Origin of the sequence: Actinokineospora cianjurensis, assembly GCF_003663795.1 — a bacterium.
Lineage (GTDB): Bacteria > Actinomycetota > Actinomycetes > Mycobacteriales > Pseudonocardiaceae > Actinokineospora > Actinokineospora terrae.
Genome location: NZ_RCDD01000001.1, coordinates 2,824,509 through 2,842,797, shown reverse-complemented (window position 1 = coordinate 2,842,797; position 18,289 = coordinate 2,824,509). Strand labels below are relative to the sequence as shown.

General features: G+C 72.8%; 15 protein-coding genes. 13 read left to right on the top strand and 2 right to left on the bottom strand.

What is annotated here, in order from left to right:
* Positions 1-16: 16 nt before the first annotated feature.
* Positions 17-1,708 (bottom strand): BTAD domain-containing putative transcriptional regulator, encoded by a 1,692-nt coding sequence (locus CLV68_RS12715; RefSeq protein WP_147459967.1) that lies wholly within the window; start codon positions 1,706-1,708, stop codon positions 17-19.
* 176 nt (positions 1,709-1,884) lie between these two features.
* On the opposite strand from CLV68_RS12715, the gene CLV68_RS12710 reads away from it, so the two are divergent.
* The 6 genes from CLV68_RS12710 to CLV68_RS12685 all read left to right on the top strand — a co-directional run bounded on the left by CLV68_RS12710 (position 1,885) and on the right by CLV68_RS12685 (position 7,616).
* Positions 1,885-2,244, top strand: coding sequence for a hypothetical protein (locus CLV68_RS12710; RefSeq protein ID WP_121390535.1), 360 nt, complete (start codon positions 1,885-1,887; stop codon positions 2,242-2,244).
* 61 nt (positions 2,245-2,305) lie between these two features.
* Positions 2,306-2,926, top strand: a complete 621-nt coding sequence (locus CLV68_RS12705) for a helix-turn-helix transcriptional regulator (protein ID WP_121390534.1) — start codon at positions 2,306-2,308, stop codon at positions 2,924-2,926.
* A 226-nt stretch (positions 2,927-3,152) separates the two neighbouring features.
* Positions 3,153-4,397: an extracellular solute-binding protein gene (locus tag CLV68_RS12700; protein ID WP_121390533.1), complete on the top strand. Its 1,245-nt coding sequence runs from the start codon at positions 3,153-3,155 to the stop codon at positions 4,395-4,397.
* Positions 4,394-5,260 (top strand): carbohydrate ABC transporter permease, encoded by an 867-nt coding sequence (locus CLV68_RS12695; RefSeq protein WP_121390532.1) that lies wholly within the window; start codon positions 4,394-4,396, stop codon positions 5,258-5,260. The genes CLV68_RS12700 and CLV68_RS12695 overlap by 4 nt, the downstream gene beginning before the upstream one ends.
* Positions 5,261-5,357: 97 nt before the next feature.
* Positions 5,358-6,188 (top strand): carbohydrate ABC transporter permease, encoded by an 831-nt coding sequence (locus tag CLV68_RS12690; RefSeq protein ID WP_121390531.1) that lies wholly within the window; start codon positions 5,358-5,360, stop codon positions 6,186-6,188.
* A gap of 18 nt (positions 6,189-6,206) precedes the next feature.
* A complete protein-coding gene (locus tag CLV68_RS12685; RefSeq protein ID WP_121391153.1) occupies positions 6,207-7,616 on the top strand; it encodes a GH1 family beta-glucosidase in 1,410 nt (469 codons plus the stop codon).
* Here the strand turns inward: CLV68_RS12685 and CLV68_RS12680 are convergent.
* Positions 7,588-8,859, bottom strand: a complete 1,272-nt coding sequence (locus CLV68_RS12680; protein WP_121391152.1) for a COG1470 family protein — start codon at positions 8,857-8,859, stop codon at positions 7,588-7,590. The genes CLV68_RS12685 and CLV68_RS12680 overlap by 29 nt on opposite strands.
* 151 nt (positions 8,860-9,010) lie before the next feature.
* Between CLV68_RS12680 and CLV68_RS12675 the strand changes: the two genes are divergently transcribed.
* From CLV68_RS12675 to CLV68_RS12650, 7 genes are all read left to right on the top strand, one after another.
* Positions 9,011-9,634, top strand: a complete 624-nt coding sequence (locus CLV68_RS12675; protein ID WP_246009783.1) for a helix-turn-helix transcriptional regulator — start codon at positions 9,011-9,013, stop codon at positions 9,632-9,634.
* Between the two features lie 123 nt (positions 9,635-9,757).
* On the top strand, positions 9,758-12,745 hold the full coding sequence (locus CLV68_RS12670; protein ID WP_121390529.1) for a DUF11 domain-containing protein: 2,988 nt from the start codon (positions 9,758-9,760) through the stop codon (positions 12,743-12,745).
* Between the two features lie 13 nt (positions 12,746-12,758).
* The gene (locus CLV68_RS12665; protein ID WP_121390528.1) at positions 12,759-13,502 is read left to right on the top strand and encodes a Pvc16 family protein; all 744 of its coding nucleotides are present in this window, start codon (positions 12,759-12,761) and stop codon (positions 13,500-13,502) included.
* Between the two features lie 134 nt (positions 13,503-13,636).
* Positions 13,637-13,897 (top strand): hypothetical protein, encoded by a 261-nt coding sequence (locus CLV68_RS12660; protein WP_147459966.1) that lies wholly within the window; start codon positions 13,637-13,639, stop codon positions 13,895-13,897.
* A 557-nt stretch (positions 13,898-14,454) separates the two neighbouring features.
* A complete protein-coding gene (locus CLV68_RS33845; protein ID WP_170224255.1) occupies positions 14,455-14,598 on the top strand; it encodes a hypothetical protein in 144 nt (47 codons plus the stop codon).
* A 136-nt stretch (positions 14,599-14,734) separates the two neighbouring features.
* The gene (locus CLV68_RS12655; protein ID WP_121390526.1) at positions 14,735-16,645 is read left to right on the top strand and encodes an ATP-binding protein; all 1,911 of its coding nucleotides are present in this window, start codon (positions 14,735-14,737) and stop codon (positions 16,643-16,645) included.
* Positions 16,646-16,655: 10 nt separating this feature from the next.
* Entirely contained in the window at positions 16,656-18,242 is a 1,587-nt protein-coding gene (locus CLV68_RS12650) for an eCIS core domain-containing protein (protein ID WP_121390525.1), read from the top strand.
* The last annotated feature ends 47 nt before the right edge of the window (positions 18,243-18,289 follow it).

The window sequence follows — 18,289 nt, the reverse complement described above, 5'->3', positions numbered from 1 at the left end:
GGGGGCGGCGGGAGGTTCACTTCCCGTTCGTCCCCTGTTCGGTGGCGGCTGGTTCGCCCGTCAGGAGCAACCGGACCAGTGCCGCGGTGAAACCGGTGCGGGCCGACGACGGCAGCGCGTCCTGGCCCACGGCGTGTCGCAGCACCCGGACCGCGAGACCCGGGGACATGGCGTCGACGTTGCCCGCGATCCAGTCGGACGCCCAGCCGTGGATGGTGGCGGCGCCGTCGAGCAGGTGGTGGGCGACCCGGTCGGCGGGCGCCCCCGCGGCGGCGAGGTCCCTGGCCAGTTCACGGTGCAGGACGACCCGCACGGCGCGCGGCAGGCCCGCGAGCAGGGCCCTGCGCAGCGACGGCTGGGCGAACCCCACCTGGTCGCCCGACTCGCACAGGACACCGGCCGCCACAGCGGCGCCCAGCCACCGGTCGCCCGGGTGCGCGGCCACGACCTGGGCGCGGGGTCCGTACTCGCCGAGCAGGGCCACGCGGCGCAGCGGCTCCAGCAGTTCCGGTGCCAACGCGGCGGTCGTGGCGCGGGCGACCTGCTCGGCGTCACCACCGGCGTCGACCAGGGCAGCGGCGAAGCCCGGGCTCCCCCCGGACTCCCGGACGGCCGCCGCGGCGAGTTCGGGGGCACCGAGGGCGGTGGTCAGCGCGGCGATGTCCGAGTCGGCGAGCGGCCCGAGGGTGATCACCCTGGTCGCCCGCGCGCGCAAGGCGTGCCCCGGCCGAGCTGCGACGACCAGCGGAACGCTCCAACCCAGGGCAGCCGGGTCCGGGCCGTCGACGACCACAAGACCGGACCGCGGCTCGGGCAGGCCGGGCGTGAACCAGGTGACGTCGGTGTCGGCGAGGGCCGCGCGCAGCAACGCGGACTTGCCCGCGCCCGCCACCCCCTCGACCAGCACGAGACCGCCGGGCCGGGCCGCGACCGCGCGCAGTGCCGCCACCTCGGCCCGCCTGCCGACGAAGCCGCTGTCGACCCGACCGGGCTGGGTGCCGGTGAGGATGCGTTCGTGCAGGGCGAGCAGGTCGGGACCGGCCCGGCCGCGGTGGAACACCTCGATGGCCTGCGCGGGCCGACCACCCGCCGCCAGCGCCGTCATCAGCAGCGCCCGCAGGCCGTCGCGCTCGGGGTGCTCCTCGGTCAGCACCGCCAACTCGGCCGCCGCGTCCTCGGCCCGGCCCGCGTCGACCAGCAGCCGCATCCTGGTCTCCACCAGCGACAGCCGGGTCTCGCCGAGCCGGACGCGCTGGCCGTCGGCGAACGGGCCGGACACCCCGGAGAGCGGCTCACCGCGCCACAGCGCCAGCGCCGCGTCCACGGCGGCCAGGTCGGACCGCGTCCGGAGCCGGTCGAGGACCCGCACGTCCACGCCGTCGTCGGGCAGGTCGAGGACGTACCCGGCGTCGGTCGTGCGCAGCAGCCGCCCGGAGGTCCACCTGGCCCGATCGGGCTCCAGCACCCGCCGCAGGTCGCCGACGTAGGTCTGGATGATCCGCGCCGCGCTGGCCGGTGGGCGCTCCCACAGCCCATCGACCAGCCGGTCCCTGGGCACGACCTGACCGGCGCCCAGCGCGAGGACCGCGAACACCGCCTGCCTGCCAGCCGACCCCAGCGGGAGCGCGGCACCGCCGCGGCGCGCCTCGACCGGTCCGAGCAGCCCAGCCCACAGCCCGCCCCCGCCCCGCCCAGCCTCGGCCGCCATCACCCTCCGCCACACCCCGGTCACCACGACGGTAGGGCGGATTCCCGCACGCCCGCAACAACCCGTGGTCACGGTCTCGGCGGGCACTTCGGCCGGTGTGCCCGGGCAGAGCGGGCCGCGGGTGCTTCCACGACCGCGGCCGCCCGTGGTGGGCTGGACCGGTCTGCGGAGGTGGGATGGACATCTGGTCCGGGGAAGACGACGACGGCGCCGGGGCCGAGGGGTTCGCGGGCGAGTTGTTCCTCCAACTCGCCGAACGCGGCTGGCTGGTGGTCGAGCCCGAGGTGGGCAGGCGGGTGATCGCCGAGCTGCTGGCGACGCTGGAGGCGGTGCGCGGCCGGGTCCGGCTGGCGGAGATGTCGCGCAGGCTCCGCGAGACCGCGGGCGACCGGCTGGTGCCCGAGGTGGACCAGGCGGTGGTCGACTCGGTGTTCGCCGAGCAGATCACCGCGGGTCGCTGGGAGCAGGCGCTGGTCGAGCTGCCCAAGTACATCGAGGCGTTCCGGCGGGCGGCGGGCCTGCCGGAACAGGCGTGAAGGTTTCGTTGAGTCAGCCCCGACAGGCTGGTGCCACACAGGCGTCGGGGAGGGGAACACGATGGCAGGAGTCCAGGTCGCCGTGCGGTCTGCGGACCCGCTCACGTTGGCGGGGCTGAGCGGGCAGCTGGCGGCGCAACCGCGGGTCGAGGTCGCGGGCAGGCACACGGCGGCGACCGCGGTGCTGGTCGTCGGCGCGGACCGGTTCACCCCGGACGTGGTCGCGCAACTGCGCGAGGCGGCGGCCGAGTTCGGCACACCGGTGGTGCTGGTCGCCGACGGGGTCACCGAGGCGGAGCTGCTGACCGCGGTGGAGTGCCGGGTGGTCGCGGTGCTGCCGCGGGCCGCCGCCACGGGGAGCAGGCTGGCGCACGCGGTGCTCGCCGCGGCGGACGGCGGCGGGGTGCTCGGCCCGGACCTGGTCGGCGGCCTGCTCAAGCACCTCGACCGCATCCAGCGCGACCTGCTCGCCCCGCGCGGCCTCACCGCCTCCGGCCTCACCGCCCGGGAGATCCACGTGCTGCGGCTGATGGCCGACGGCCTGGACACCGCCGAGATCGCCGTCGAGCTCAGCTACTCGGAACGCATGATCAAGAACGTCATCCACGGCCTCACCCGCCGCCTCAACCTCCGCAACCGCTCGCACGCGGTGGCCTACGCCCTCCGAGCCGGAGTGATCTGAGACATTCCCTCCCACCACCCGCCGCTGGATTGATCCCTCCCACCACCCGCCCCCTCGTCCCCGCCCGGCACCGTCCCCGACTTGGCACCGCCCGCGCCGTAACCGCAGCGCTGCCCGTTAGGGCAGTCAGGGTTGGGCAGAACGGGCAACGGGATGTTCGGGCGGTGTGCCGTGGTGGTCGGGGCGAGCACGGTGAGAGGGGGGATCGGCGGCGGGGAGGAACGGTATGCGGCGGGTGTGGGCGTTGGTCGCGGTGCTGGTGGTGCTGGTCGGCGGGTGTTCGGCGAACGCGGACCAGCGGGTGCGGATCACGGTGGCCACCTTCGGCGAGTTCGGCTACGAACCGCTCTTCGCCGAGTACGAGCGGCTCAACCCCGGCGTCGACCTGGTCGGCCGGGTCACCGACTTCGACTCCCACCACAAAGGACTGATCACCGCGCTGGCGGCGGGCAGGGGCGCGGCGGACGTGGTCGCCGTCGAGGAGCAGTACCTGCCCGCGCTGCGCCGGTCGCGGGACAAGCTGGTGGACCTGTCCCGGTTCGGGGCGCGGGACCTGCGGGGGCGGTGGTCGGCGTGGAAGTGGGAGCAGGGCGTCGTCGGTGACGCGGTCCTCGGGCTCGGCACGGACATGGGCGGGCTGGCGATGTGCTATCGCCGCGACCTCATCGAGCGGGCCGGGCTGCCCACCGACCGCGACGCCCTCGCCGCGCTGTGGCCGACGTGGCAGGCGTACGCCGAGGTCGCCGACCGGTTCAGCGCCCGGGTGCCCGACGCGAGGTTCACCGACTCGGCGGGCACCGTCTACACCGCGATGCTCAACCAGGCCGAGGAGAACTACTTCCGGACCGCCGACGACGCGTTCATCGGCGACACGAACCCTGCTGTGGCAAGGGCTTTCGAGCTGGCGGGCGCGATCGGCGCCAGGCACCAGACCGCGGCGCTCACCACGTTCACCCAGCCCTGGAACGTCGGCATCAACCAGGGCGCGTTCGCCACGATGACCTGCCCGGCGTGGATGTTGGCGCAGATCAAGCAGGCGGGCGGGCCCGGCGGGGCCGGGGTGTGGGACGTGACGACGGTCCCGGGCCGGGCGGGCAACTGGGGCGGGTCGTACCTGGTGGTACCCGCACAGGGCGCGCACACCGAGGCCGCCTACGCCGCGGCGAAGTGGCTCACCGCGCCCGCGCAGCAGAAGCGGCTGTTCGAGTCCGACAACATCCTGCCCAGCCAGCCCGAGGTCTACCGCGACCCGGCCGTACTGGCGCACACCGACCCGTACTTCCGCGACGCGCCGATCGGCCGGATCTTCGCCGCGTCCTCGGACGCCGTGCGACCCAACCACCGCGGGGTGCGCGACGCCGATGTCCGGCCGGTGTTCGGGCGGGCGCTCGGCCGGGTCGAGGACGGCAAGCAGACCGTCGACCAGGCGTGGCGGCAGGCGGTCGACGAGGCGCGCACGGTGCTGCGGTGAGCCGGTACACCCCGTACCTGCTCGTCGCACCGTTCTTCCTGGTCTTCGGCGCTTTCGGGGTGTTCCCGCTGCTCTACACCGCGTGGGTGTCGGCGCACCGCTGGCACCTCATCGCGGGCGACGGGGGTTTCACGGGTCCGGCGAACTACCGGGACCTGCTCGCGGACCCGTTGTTCTACAACGCGTTGGGCAACACGCTGAGCATCTTCCTACTGGCGACGGTCCCGCAGTTGGCACTGGCGTTGGGTATCGCGTCGCTGTTGCGGCGACGCGGGGCGGCGTGGCAGGTGTTGGTGCTGGTCCCCAACGTGGTGCCGGTGGTCGCGGTGGCGCTGGTGTTCGGCCAACTCCTCGGCCGCGACTACGGGATGGTCAACTTCCTGCTCGGGCAGGTCGGGGTCGGCCCGGTGGCCTGGCAGGCGGACACCTGGGCGGCGCACCTGGGGGTCGCGACCATGGTGATGTGGCGGTGGACCGGGTACACGGCATTGCTCTACCTGGCCGCGATGCGAGCCGTACCGCGCGAATTGTACGAGGCTGCCGCACTGGACGGCGCGAGCGGCTGGCAGCGATTCCGCGCGGTCACCCTCCCCGGCATCCGACCGACGTTGCTGTTCACCGTCATCGCCTCAGCCATCGGCGGCGTACAACTGTTCACCGAACCCCAACTGTTCGACGGCTCCGGCCTCGCGGGCGCGGGCGGCAGCGACCGCCAGTTCCAGACCGTGGCGATGTACCTGTACGAAGTCGGCTTCAGCCACTTCAACGCAGGCTACGCCGCCGCGATGACCTGGCTCCTGTTCCTCCTATGCGCCACATTCGCCATCACCGCCACCGCGCTCGTGCGACGGGTCTTACGATGATGACCAGGGCCACGCCACCACTACCGTCGGGCGACTGGATCCTGTCCCGGCTGTGCGACGCGTTCCCCATCACCGCCACGCGGCGGGTCGTGCGGCGATGAGTCTCCACATCAGACGGTTGCCGCAAGCGTTTGCACTGCTGGTACTTGCACTGTTCTCGCTGGCACCGCTGTACTCGGCGCTAGTCGTAGCCTCCCGTGACAACGCGGACCTGGCCCGGGCGACACCGCCGCTGGTGCCCGGCGGGCGGTTGCTCGACCACCTCGGCGAGCTGGTCGAGCGCGTGGACCTCGGGCAGGCGATGGTGAACTCCGCGGTGATCGCGGGGGTGGTCGCGGTGGCGAACGCGTTGCTGTGCTCGGTTGCCGGGTTCGCGTTCGCCAGGTTGCGGTTCCGGGCGAGGGAAGCGCTGTTCGCTGTGGTTCTCGCCTCGGCGATGGTGCCGACGCAGCTGGGGATCGTGCCGGTGTTCATGGTGGTCGACGCGCTCGGGTGGTACGACACGCTCGCGGCCGCGATCGCGCCGGGGCTGGTCAGCGCGTTCGGGGTGTTCTGGATGCGGCAGGCGTGTCTGGAGGCGGTGTCGACGGAGCTGGTGGACGCGGCCAGGGTCGACGGCTGCTCGCTGGCGCGCGTCTACTGGCACGTCGCCCTGCCCGCCCTGCGCGGGCCCGCCGCGGTGCTGGGCATGTTGTCGTTCGCCACGTCGTGGAACGAGTTCGGGTGGCCGCTGGTGGCGCTCGACCCGAACGACACCCCCACCGCGCAGGTCGTGCTGTCGCGGTTGGCGGGTGGCTACTACACCGACTACCCGCTGGTGCTGACCGGGGTGCTGGTGAGCATCGTGCCGGTCCTGCTGCTGTTCGTCCTGTTCGCCAGGAAGGTCGTCGCCGTGCTGCTGCGCGGGGCGGCGGAAACCGGGAGGTGATGTGCCGTGACCGGAGAGCTGGCTTTCCCGTCGGGGTTCCTGTGGGGCGCCGCGACAGCGGCCTACCAGATCGAGGGCGCGACAGCCGAGGGCGGACGCGGACCGTCCATCTGGGACGTCTTCGCCGCGGTACCCGGCGCGGTCGAGGGAGGTGCGAGCGGCGCAACCGCTTGCGAGCACTACCGCCGCTACCGCGAGGACGTCGACATCCTGTCCACCCTGGGCATGCCCACCTACCGCTTCTCCACCGCGTGGCCGAGAATCATGCCCGATGGCCGAACCCCCAACCCAGCAGGTCTGGCGTTCTACGACCGGCTCGTCGACGCTCTGCTCGATCGCGACATCACCCCCGTGCTCACCCTCTACCACTGGGACCTGCCGCAGGCGTTGCAGGAGCGCGGCGGCTGGGTCGAGCGCGACATCGCCTCCTGGTTCGCCGAGTACGCCAGCACAGTCCACACCAGACTAAGCGACCGCGTGACGCACTGGACCACGCTCAACGAGCCGTTCTGCTCGGCGTTCCTCGGCTACGGCAACGGCGTCCACGCACCGGGCGTGAAAGACCCGCAAACCGCCCTCCGCGCCGCCCACCACCACCTGCTCGCCCACGGCCAAGCCGCGCGGGCGTTACGCGCCGGTGGCGCGACCAGCCTGTCCATCGCACTGAACTTCTCCCCCGCGTTGGCCGACGGCCCCGCCGACCACGACGCGGTCCGCCGGTTCGACGCCGTGCACAACAGGTTCTTCCTCGACCCCGTGCTGGGCCGGGGCTACCCGGCCGACCTGCGCGCCGACCTGGCCCACCTCGACGGGCTCGAACCGGCCATCCGCGACGGCGACCTGGACGTGATCGCCGAGCCGCTCGACTGGATCGGCGTCAACTACTACGCGCCGACCAGGGTCGTCTCGCTGGCCGACCCGACCGAACCCAGCAACTGCCCGCTACCCGGCCTACGCGGCATGTCCGTGCTGCCGCCGCGCGCTCCCCTCACCGTGACCGGCTGGGAACAGCACCCCGCCTCGCTGACCGACCTGCTGGTGCACCTCAGCGAGTACGCCCGGACACCCTTGGTGGTCGCCGAGAACGGGGCCGCCTTCCCTGATGTCGTCGACGAAGACGGCCGGGTGCGCGACGACGACCGGGTCCGCTACTTCGCCGAGCACCTGCGGGCGGTGCACGCCGCGATCGAGGCCGGTGCCGATGTCCGCGGCTACCTGGCCTGGTCGCTGCTGGACAACTTCGAGTGGGCCTGGGGCTACGGCCCCCGGTTCGGGTTGGTGCACGTGGACTTCACCAGCCAGCGGCGGATCGTCAAGGACAGCGGGCGGTTCCTCGCCGAGGTCGCCACCCGCAACGCCGTGCCCGCCGGAGGCCACTCGTTCACTCCAGGCAACCCCGTCACTCCAGGTCGGCGAGCTGACCGCTGACGTTGAGCAGTTCCAGGCAGTTGCGGGCCTGCCGTCCGGTCGCGGGGGTACCCGGCTTGGCGCAGGAGACGTTGACCGTGACCGCGGCGCCCGCTGTGATGTCGATCGGGGTCACCCAGTGGTAGTCCTGGTTGCGGAAAGTCTCCAGGGCGATCGTGGTGACCGTGCGCTCGCCGAAGATGATGGTCAGCACGCCCTCGTCGCCTTGGTGGTTGGCGACGAGGATGTCGGTGATGCGGAAGACCTTGCCCTCGGGGACCACATAGGTGCCGGTGCCGAGCCCGCCGGTGTTGGTGCGGACCTCGATGGTGCTCGAACTCTGCGTCCCCGCACCGCCCGGACCACCGTTGCCCGGTTGTCCGTCGCCGGTCTGACCATCACCGCTCTGGCCCGGCTGTGGCGACGAAGTGGTGGTCGGGGGCGGCGGAGGCGGTGCGGGAGCCTGAGTCTGCCCGGCCTGCTGGATCTCCTCGGCCCGGTCATCAGCGGCTTCCCTTGCCGCACTGCGCACCGCGGGGCGCACGAGCAGGAACCACGCCAGCAGCAGGGCCAGTAGCGCGGCGAGCAACGCCAGCAGCCACCGCGGGAAGATCGGCAGCTGGATGAACTCGCCAACCAGCTCGTGCTCGCGCGGTTCGGGTTCCGCCGCGGTGGCGCTGAGCCGGATCGGCCAGGTGACGGGTTTGCCGAACCACTGGATCTTGCCGACCCGCACGCGCACGGGGATCTCGGTGTCGGTCCCGGGTTCGACCGCGGTCGGGAGATCCGTTGTGGTGTAGCGGATCCGGTCGTCGACCTCGGCGGTGGCCAGCGCCAGCTCGACGGGGGTGTTGCCGTCGTTGTGCGCCAGCACCCGGTAGCGCGCTGACCGCCAGGCCCGGCGGCGTTCGGGCACCAGCTCCAAGCGCTGCTCGGCGAACGGGGCGATGGTCACCACCGTCTCGGCCACCGCGGCCGAGTCGGGGCGCTCCACCGGCAGCACGCGCACACCGAGCGGTGTCTCACCGGCGCGGACCGCCGACGAGCGCGGCGGCCGCAGGCGGACCAGCACGTCCTGGGAGGTGCCCGGGTACAGCGACAGCCGGGCGGGTTCGACCTCGGTCCAGGGGGCGCACTCCCCCACCACCTGGAACCCGTATGCCTCGACGATGTCGCTGTCGTTGCGCACCCGCAGCGTCGTGGTGGTCTCCGCGCCGGGGACGACCTGCACCGTGCGCCGCTCGAAGTCGGTCGATGTGCTCACGCCGGTCACGCTAGCCACGGCGGATCGGCGGGCGGCAGGGGGAAAAGGGCAGTCGACGGGCACCCCGGGTGCACAGCGCGGCCGCGGCGGCTGCCCGGGACCGGTGGCGCGGCGCAGGATCGGGGCAGGCACTTCGCGTCAGGAGGACAGCGTGAACAGAATCCCGGTAGCGGTGTACGCGGACGACCCGATCCTGCGCGGCGGCACCGTCCACCTGCTCCGATCCCGCCCCGAGGTCGAGTTGCTCGCACCGGAGGACGACGGCAGGGCGGTGGTGTCGCTGGTGGTGGTCGACGCCGTGGACGACGAGATCGCCCGGTTGCTGCGCGGCCTGCGCCGCGGCGGCGCGACCAGGACCGGTCTCGTGGTGGGCCGCTTCGACCAGAACTCGTTGCGCACCACCATCGAATGCGGTGTCGCCGCGGTGGTCCGCCGCTCCGAGGCGACCCAGGACCGGTTGGTCACCGCGATCACCGCGATCGCGGACGGCGAGGCGGTGCTGCCGGGTGACCTGCTCGACACGCTGCTCGCGCACGTCGGGCGGCTGCAACGCGGCGTGCTCGACCCGAACACCCCCACACTGTCCACTTTGACCACTCGGGAGACCGACATCCTGCGGCTGGTCGCCGACGGGCTCGACACCGCCGAGATCGCGCTGAAGATGTCGTACTCGGAGCGGACGGTGAAGAACGTGCTGCACGAGGTGTCCACCCGGCTGAACCTGCGCAACCGCGCGCACGCGGTCGGCTACGTCATGCGGCACGGCCTGATCTGAGCGGGCACCGACGACAGCACGGCCGGGCAGCGGGGACGCCCCGACCGTGCCCGGCAGGCCCTCGGAACCGGCGCCCACCCGGGCGACGATCACGACGTGGCCGATGACCGCGGAAGGACACCCATGTCCCGTTTGCCCGTCGTACTGGTGGTGGTGGCGTCGCTGGGCGGCGTCGTCACCGCGGCGGCGCCCACGGTGGCCCAGGCCGCGCCGGACCCGGTGCCGACCAGGATCGCCTTCGCGGGCACCGGGCACCGCAGCATCGGCGTGCTCGACAGCCCTGTGCCCGACCAGCCGCGGTCGACCCGCCCGCTGCTGGGAGCCGGGGCGGCGCACCACGACGACGACGTGTCCGCGCGGGGCGAGTTGATCGTCTTCACCAGTAGACGCGACAGCCCGCGGCCGCAGGTCTACCTCGCCTCCCCGGAAGGCGAGGTGCGCAGGCTCACCACCGGTCGGGACGCGGCGCGGCCTGCGCTGTCGCCGGACCTGCGCACGGTCGTGTTCGAGTCGGTCGAGGGCGGGCAACGCGACCTGTGGGCGGTGGGGGTCGACGGCACCGGGGAACGCAGGCTCACCAGGACTCCGCAGGACGAGACGTCGCCGACGTTCTCACCGGACGGCGAGGACGTCGCCTTTGCCCGATCGGGCCAGATCGTCGCCCAGCCCCTCGCGGGCGGGCCGTCGCGCCGCCTGACCGAGGAGCCGGTCGGCGCGGCGAGCCAGCCCGCGTGGAACCCGCGCGACGGCCGCCTGGCGTACACAGTGGACCTGGGCGCGGCAGGCACCCGGATCCGCGTTCTCAGCGGTGGCGCGACAACCGGCACACCGCTGCTCAGCGGCGGGCAGGCGGACTGGAGCGTCCACTCCCCGCGGTGGAAGCCCGATGGCGTCAACCTGTTGTTCCTGACCAAGGACCAGGACTGCACCTGCACGGCTGATCCGGCGGTGCTGAAGGTGTACTGCGTCGACACCACTACCCTGCCCTCTCCCGCGTTGCCCGACCTGCTCCTGGCCGAGGACCGCGCCGTGTCGTCGCCGACCTGGCTGGCGACCGGCGGCGTCCAGCACCTACTGGTCGCCAGGACGAGCGCGCCGACGGCCAACACCGCCACGCTGCAAGACATCCAGCCCGACGGGACGGACCCACGTGACCTCGGCGTGCCGGTGCTGCGGGAGGACCCGGAGGTGGGCAACGACCCGAACCTGCTGTTCCACCCGCGCCCGGGGTTCGACCCGTGGACGCAACGGCAGTCGTACTCCCCGGACGGGCGGCGGATCGTGCTGACCCGGTTCGAGGACGAGGCGGGCAGGCGGGTGCAGCGGCTGTGGCTGGTCGACGCCGACGGCGCGAACCCGCGCCGGGTGCCCGTAGCGGACCGTCAGCCGACGGACTGGGAGTTCGACCCGGCCTGGTCGCCTGATGGCCGGTCGCTGGTGTTCGCCCGCCGCTCCCCCGGTGGGGTGCGGCCCAACGGCGGTCCCAGTCGGGTGGTGGTGATCGACGCGGAGTCCGGCGCGGTGCGCGGGCTGCTGCGCCCGCCGCCGGAGGTCGCCGACCAAGAGGACACCCAGCCCGCGTGGTCACCGGACGGCCGGACGCTGTCGTTCACCCGGGGCCTGGTCAGCGACGGGCCGACCGGCGAGATCCGCGACAACCACATCTGGGTCGCGCGGGCGGACACCCTTGGCGGGCAACGTGATCTGAGCGCGGCGGTGTGCGGGTTCGACTGCGCGGTCACCGACGACAGCCCGGCGTTCAGCCCGGACAGCCGCGTGGTGGCGTTCAACCGGGAGAACGACGGCGTGCTGCTGGTGTCGCTGGCGGACAACGGATGCCGGGTGGTGCTGCCCGCAGGCGCCGCATCTTGCGAAGGCCCCCTCACCAGCGCGACTGGGCCGTTCCAGCCGCGTGACGTGGCGTTCTCGGCCGAGGGTGACCGGTTGGTGCTGACCACGCGGCGCGCGGGTGACGCCCGGTCGCCGGAGGCGCTCGCCGTGCTCGACCTGGACACCGGCGAGCTGGCGCGCCTCGACTGGGACCTGCCGGGGCGGCAGAAGGAACCGACGTGGCAGCAGCCGGTCGACCTGGCGGTGCTGGCGCCACCACGACTCGTCGCGACCGTGGGTGATCCGGTCGAGGTGCCGGTCGACGTGGTGAACCACGGCCCCGCGCCCACGCCGGACGCCGTCGTGACCGCTTCCGTGCCCACGGGGTTGCGCCTGGATGACCTGCGCACTCCCCGGGGCAGCTGTGACGTGGTGGAGCGGCGGTGCGTGCTCGGGGGGTTGGCGCCTGGGACGACCGTGCGGATCACGGCCGTGTTCACGGCTGTCGTGGCGGGCCGGTGGCAGGTCCAGTGGTCGGTGGCGGGCCCGGTGTTCGACTCGACCCCGGCGGACAACGCGACGGCGACGCTGGTCGAGGTCGACTCCCCCGAACCACCCGCTCCCCCACCGCCGCCACCCGCCGGACCAGCGCTGTCGGTCACCGTGAACCCGAATCCCTCCTATGTGGACGGACGAGCGACGGTCACCTACACAGCGCGCAACGGTGGTCCCAGCCTGGCCACGGGACTTCGCCTGGATCTCTTGCTGCCGCCGGGAATCCCGGTCGCCTCGCTGCCGCCCGGGTGCACCGCAACAGGATGCGCGCTACCCGACCTGACTCCCGGCACCGCCGTGTTGGTGCAAGTCGTGTTGGCCCCGCAGGAGCCGGTGACCACGGAGGTGCGCGGCCTGCTGAGGACGTCGGGCACCGACAACGATCTCTCCGACAACGCCGCCACCGCGCCGATGCGGGTGCTGCTGCCGAAGATCGTCGCCGTTCCCGACATCGGCGAGCCGGGCTTCGTCACCTCGGTGCGCGGGGTCGACTTTCCGCCAGGCACACCGGTCGCGCTCACCTGGACACCCGGGATCACCGCGGCCGCGGCACCCACGCTGCCCGCCGCTGACGGCCGGTTCATCGCGCAACTGCTGGTGCTGGACAAGGACCAGACCGGGCCACGCACGATCACGGCGTCCGGGGCCGGGTTCCGGCCTGCGACGACGCCGTTCCTGGTGGTGCTGGGGACGATCAGCCCACCGGACATGGTGGGACGACGGTGACCGGGAGGCAGGCGTGATCCACGAGGTCGACGAGGCCATCCGCGGCCTGCTCGTCGATGGCGGCGTGCCGGGCGCGGACGGCGAGCTGGCGTTCGAGGCGCCCACGACGGACTGGACGGCGCGGCGCACCGCCCCGACGGTCAACGTGTTCCTCTACGACATCCGGGAGGACCGCGCCCGACGCGGTTCCGGGGCCATCGAGGAGCTCGACGGGGATGGCAGGGTCACCGGCTGGCGGGAGCCGCCGCGCTGGTTCCGGCTGTCGTACCTGGTGACGGCGTGGACGAACCGTCCGCAGGACGAGCACCGACTGCTGTCGCGGGCACTGTCCGTGCTGGTCCGCCGGGAGCGGGTCGAGGACCGGTGGCTGACCGGGTCGCTCGCCGAACTGGGCCTGTCGGTGACCCTGGAGACCGCGGGCCCGGTGTCCTCCGGCAGCGCGGCGACCGACATCTGGTCCGCGCTGGGTGGCGAGCTCAAACCCGCCATCGACGTGCTGGTCCTCGCCCCGCTCATCGGCCACCACACCCCGGCGGGGCCGCCGGTCACCGAGGGCATCGTGCTCCGCACCAGTAGCGACGTGCTCCGCACCAATAGCGACGTGCTCCGCACCAGCAGCGACGTACTGCGCGGCGAGCAGACGAACGAGCATGGCCACCGCCTGCGCTACGAAGGCCCAACGACCGCCGAGGGCAACGGCTTCGCCGCAACCCGCCCACGACCGACCCGCCGCAGGCGCCAAGGCCCGATCACATGACCACCGACCTGCCAACCACGCCAGCCACACTGGAGCGCCAAGCACGCACCGCAATCAAGAACCACGAACCCACCGACCCAGCGCTCACCGACCCGCCCACGACCCGCCCACCGCAAACGCCAAGGCCCAACCACATGACCACCGACCCGCCGACCACGCCAGCCACACTGGAGCGCCAAGCACGCGCCGCGATCAAGACCCGCGAATCCACCGACCCAGCGCTCGCCGCGACCCGCCCGCCACACGCACCAAGGCCCGACCACATGAGCGCCGACTTGCCGACCAGGCTGGCGGAATTGCAGGACCAGGTGCGCACCGCGATCAAGAACCGCGAATCCACCGACCCGACGTTCGCCGCTACCCGCCCACCGCAGACGCCAGGCCCGACCACATGACCGCCGACCCGCCGACCGCGCCAATCGAGCTGGAGCGCCAAGCACGCGCCGCGATCAAGGACCGCGAATCTACCGACCCAGCGCTCGCCGCGACCCGCCCCACGACCAGCCCGCCACACGCGCCAAGCCCAACCACACGAGCGCCGACCTGCCGACCAGGCCAACCGAGCCGGAGGACCAGGTGCGCGCCGCAATCGAGGAGCACGAGTCCGCCGACCCAGCGTTCGCCGCGACCCGCCCACGACTGGTCCGCCGCAGGCACAGAAGCCCGATCACGTGAGCGCCGACCTGCCAACCAGGCCAACCGAGCCGGAGGACCGGGTACACGCCGCAATCGAGGAGCACGAGTCCGCCGACCCGGCCTTCGCCGCGACCCGCCCACAACCCACCCACCGCAGACGCCAGTGCCCCACCACATGACCGCCGACCCGCCCGACCACGCCAGCCAAACTGGAGCGCCGAGCACGCGCCGCAATCAAGAACCGCGAATCCACCGACCCGACGTTCGCCGCTACCCGCCCACGACCAGCCCACCGCAGACGCCAAGGCCCGACTACATGACCGCCGATCTGCCGACCAGGCTGGCAGAACTGGAGAACCAGGTGCGCGTCGCGATCAAGGAGCACGAGTCCGCCAACCCAGCGTTCGCCGCGACCCGCCCTCGACCGGACCGCCGCAGACGCCAGAGCTCGACCACGTGAACGCCGACCCGCCGACCAGACTGGCGGAACTGGAGGACCAAGTGCGCGCCGCAATCAAGGAGCACGAGTCCACCGACTCAGCGCTCGCCGCGACCCGCCCACGACCGGCCCGCCGCACGCACCAAGGCCCGACCACGTGAGCGCCGACCTGCTGACCAAGCTAGCCGGGCTGGAGGACCGGGTGCGCGCCGCGATCGGTGAGCGCGAATCCGCCGATCCGGCGTTCGCCGATCCGCGTCGGGCGCTGTACCTGACCCCGGCCGACGTGCGGCGCGTCCTGGACACGCCGGTCGAGCCGGTGCCCCGGTCGCGGCCCGCCGAGGAGCCGGGTGGGCGGTTGGGGACGCTGGCCAAGCGGTTCGGGCTCGATGAGGTCGAGGTGGACTTCCTGCTGGTCGCTGTCGCGCCGGAGGTCGATGCGCGGTTCGAGGCGCTCTACGGGTACCTCAACGACGACATCACCCGGCGTAGGCCCACGATCGGGCTGGCATTGCGGCTGTGCGGGCTGGATCAGGCCGGGCCTGGGCGGTTCCGGGTGCGCCCGCTCATCGCGGATGGCCTGCTGGAGGTCGTCGACCCCAGCGCTCCCGCTCTCTCCCGGATCCTGCGCGTGCCCGACCGGGTGGTGGCGCACCTGCTCGGCGACGACAGCCCCGACCCAGGGCTGGACGTGCGGACAGCGGTGGGCAACCCGAGTCCGTTCGCCGAGCGACTGCGGTCGGCGGTGGCCGCGGGCCCGGTGCACATACGCGATACAACCGGCGAGGCGCACCGGGTCGCCGTCGAAGCACTGGGCACGGCCGTCGTGGTCCCACCCACAAAGTTGACCGAGGCGGTAGTCGTCGCCGCGGTGCGCGAGGCCCGGCTGCGGGACGGAGGCGTCGTCGTAGGACCGTGGGATTCCCCGCCCGAAGGACTGCGGGCGTTGCTGGAACACGACGTGCCACTGGTGTTCCACAGTGGACTGCACTGGGACGCGGGGTGGTCACCTCGCACCGTACTGTCGCTCCCCTTCTCCCCCAGCAGTTCCGCAAACCCTTGGGCAGAGGCCATCACGGCGGCGACCGGCGAGCCCGCCGATGCCGAGGTGGTGGCGGCTGTCGGCGCGTACCGGGTCAGCCACAACCAAGTGGCGCGGATCGCGTCCGTCGCGGCCCGGCACGCCGCGCTCGACGGGCGCCCGCTCGGTGTACCCCACATCCAGGCCGGGGTGCGCGCGACCAACGGATCCGGTTTGCGAAGACTCGCCCGCCTGATCACACCGGCGGTGACCTGGGACGACCTGGTGCTGCCGGAAGCCACCCGCGCGCAACTGGTCGAACTCGCCCAGCGGGCGTGGCTGCGCGACCGGGTGCTCGGCGACTGGGGGATGCGACCGGGCGGTGGCCGCGGCCGGGGTGTCGTGGCGCTGTTCGCTGGCGAGTCGGGTACCGGCAAGACGATGTCGGCGGAGGTCGTCGCCGCGGACCTCGGGATGGACCTGTACGTGGTCGACCTGGCCACCGTGGTCGACAAGTACCTCGGCGAGACCGAGAAGAACCTGGAGCGGATCTTCACCGAGGCCGAGCGGGTGCAGGGCGTGCTGCTGTTCGACGAGGCCGACGCGGTGTTCGGCAAGCGGTCCAAGATCTCCGACGCCCGGGACCGCTACGCCAACCTGGAGTCGGCCTACCTGCTCTCGCGGCTGGAGTCCTTCGGCGGTGTCGCGGTGCTCACCACCAACCTGCGGTCCAATGTGGACGACGCGTTCACCAGGCGGCTGGACGTGGTCGCCGAGTTCACGCTGCCCGACGCGGCGCAGCGGACCGCGCTGTGGGACCGCTGCCTCGGCACCGCGATGCCCAGGGCGGACGACATCGACCTCGCGGGCTGCGCGCGCCGGTTCGAGCTGGCGGGCGGGTCGATCCGCGCCTGCGCCATCAGCGCCGCCTACGCCGCGGCCGCCGACGACCGCCCGGTGGCGATGGCCGATCTGGTCGCCGCCGTGCGCCAGGAGTACCGCAAGCTCGGACGGCTCGTCGACGGCGACGAGTTCGACCCCGCCTGAGGAGGCACCGATGCACGAGCACGAGCAGGTCGACAAGGCAGGGCGGCGGTCGGCACCACGGCGCTCCCCCGAGCAGGCGGAGAGCACCACGCGAATCCAGCAGCTGCAACGATCCCTGGGCAACGCCGCCGTCGCCCGGCTCCTGTCGAGCGAGGTGGAGACCACCGAACCGACCGGTGTGCACGACGTACTCGGCAAATCCGGGCAACCGCTGGCTGACCGGGTCCGGACCGACATGGAAGCCAGGCTGGGCGCGGACTTCTCCTCCGTGCGGGTGCACGACGACTCCGCCGCGGCCCGCTCGGCCGACGAGATCGGCGCCCACGCCTACACTTCCGGCGAGCACGTCGTCCTCGGCCGCGGCGGCGGGGACGACCACACCCTCGCGCACGAGCTGTGGCACGTCGTCCAGCAGCGCGAGGGACCGGTCTCGGCGACCGACCACGGCAACGGCGTTGCCCTCAGCGACCCGGGCGACCGGTTCGAACGGGCAGCCGAGGACGTCGCCACCCGCGCCATGAGCGGCCCGGCACCCGAACACACGGGGCACGCCGACCACGCGGGTCACGCCCACCCGGGTGCCGTCCAGCGCAGCCCGCGCGACTGGCGCAACTCCGACCACGTCCGCTCGGCGCTCACCGCGGAACCCGGCGGCCTGGGGCTGCGGCGCTCGTTCTGGCCCGCGGTCACCCAGGCGGTCCGGGCGTACATCAGCGTCCACGACAACACCCAGCTCGACCAGCGCCGCGACATCCTCAACACCCTGGAGGAGGCGATCACCGCCTGGGAGGACAACCAGCGGGGCACGGTCACCCTCAACACCGGTGGGGCCAGGGACAAGCGGGCCATCATCGCCGAGCTGGTCGGGCTGATCGCCACCGAGCGCGCCGAGATCCGGGCGGCGAGCGCGCCCCAGCAGCCCGCCGCGAGCGCCGCCCGGCCGATGGCCATGCCGGGTTTGTCCTCCGGCGGGACGCGGCCGATGGCGATCGGTGGCGCGTCGCGGGGCCGCCCGGGCCAGGACGGTGACGACAGCAGCCCCGAGGGCCGCATCGACATGGCGGGCCTGCGCGACCGGTTCGCCTCCGTCGCCAACCTGCCCCCGGGCATCGACATCCACGCGCACCTGACCAGGGGCCGCAACCTGCCCGGCATCCACGACCAGGGCCTGATGCCCGGTGCGTCGCGCGGCATCGGACTGCCCGACACCGACCGGGAACCGGACACGGCCTACACCTACCTGCTGTCCGGATCCCCACCAGCGGCGGGGTTCGTGTCCCAGGAAGCCGGTGGCCGGGCGGTCGGCGTGGTCAGCTCGAATGTCGCTTTCGGACCCGACACCAACTACCCCGGCGGCTCCTACATGCACCACGGGGGCATCCCCCCGGTGCGCGACAACACCCAGGGCGGCAACGGACCGTTCTCGTTCACCTTGCCCGCGACACCGCGCACCCGCCAGGGGCTGCGCGACTTCGTCAACGCCCACTTGCCCAACGGCCAGCAGCAACTGACCGAGGCCGAGGCGCTGGAACGGGTCCTGGCGGCCCTGTGGCGCACGTTCGGCATCCGCGCGGCGGGCGACCTCTCGCGCGGCTGACCGGTAGGGCAACGGCGGTGCCCCGAGGGGGAGTCGAGCGGACCTCC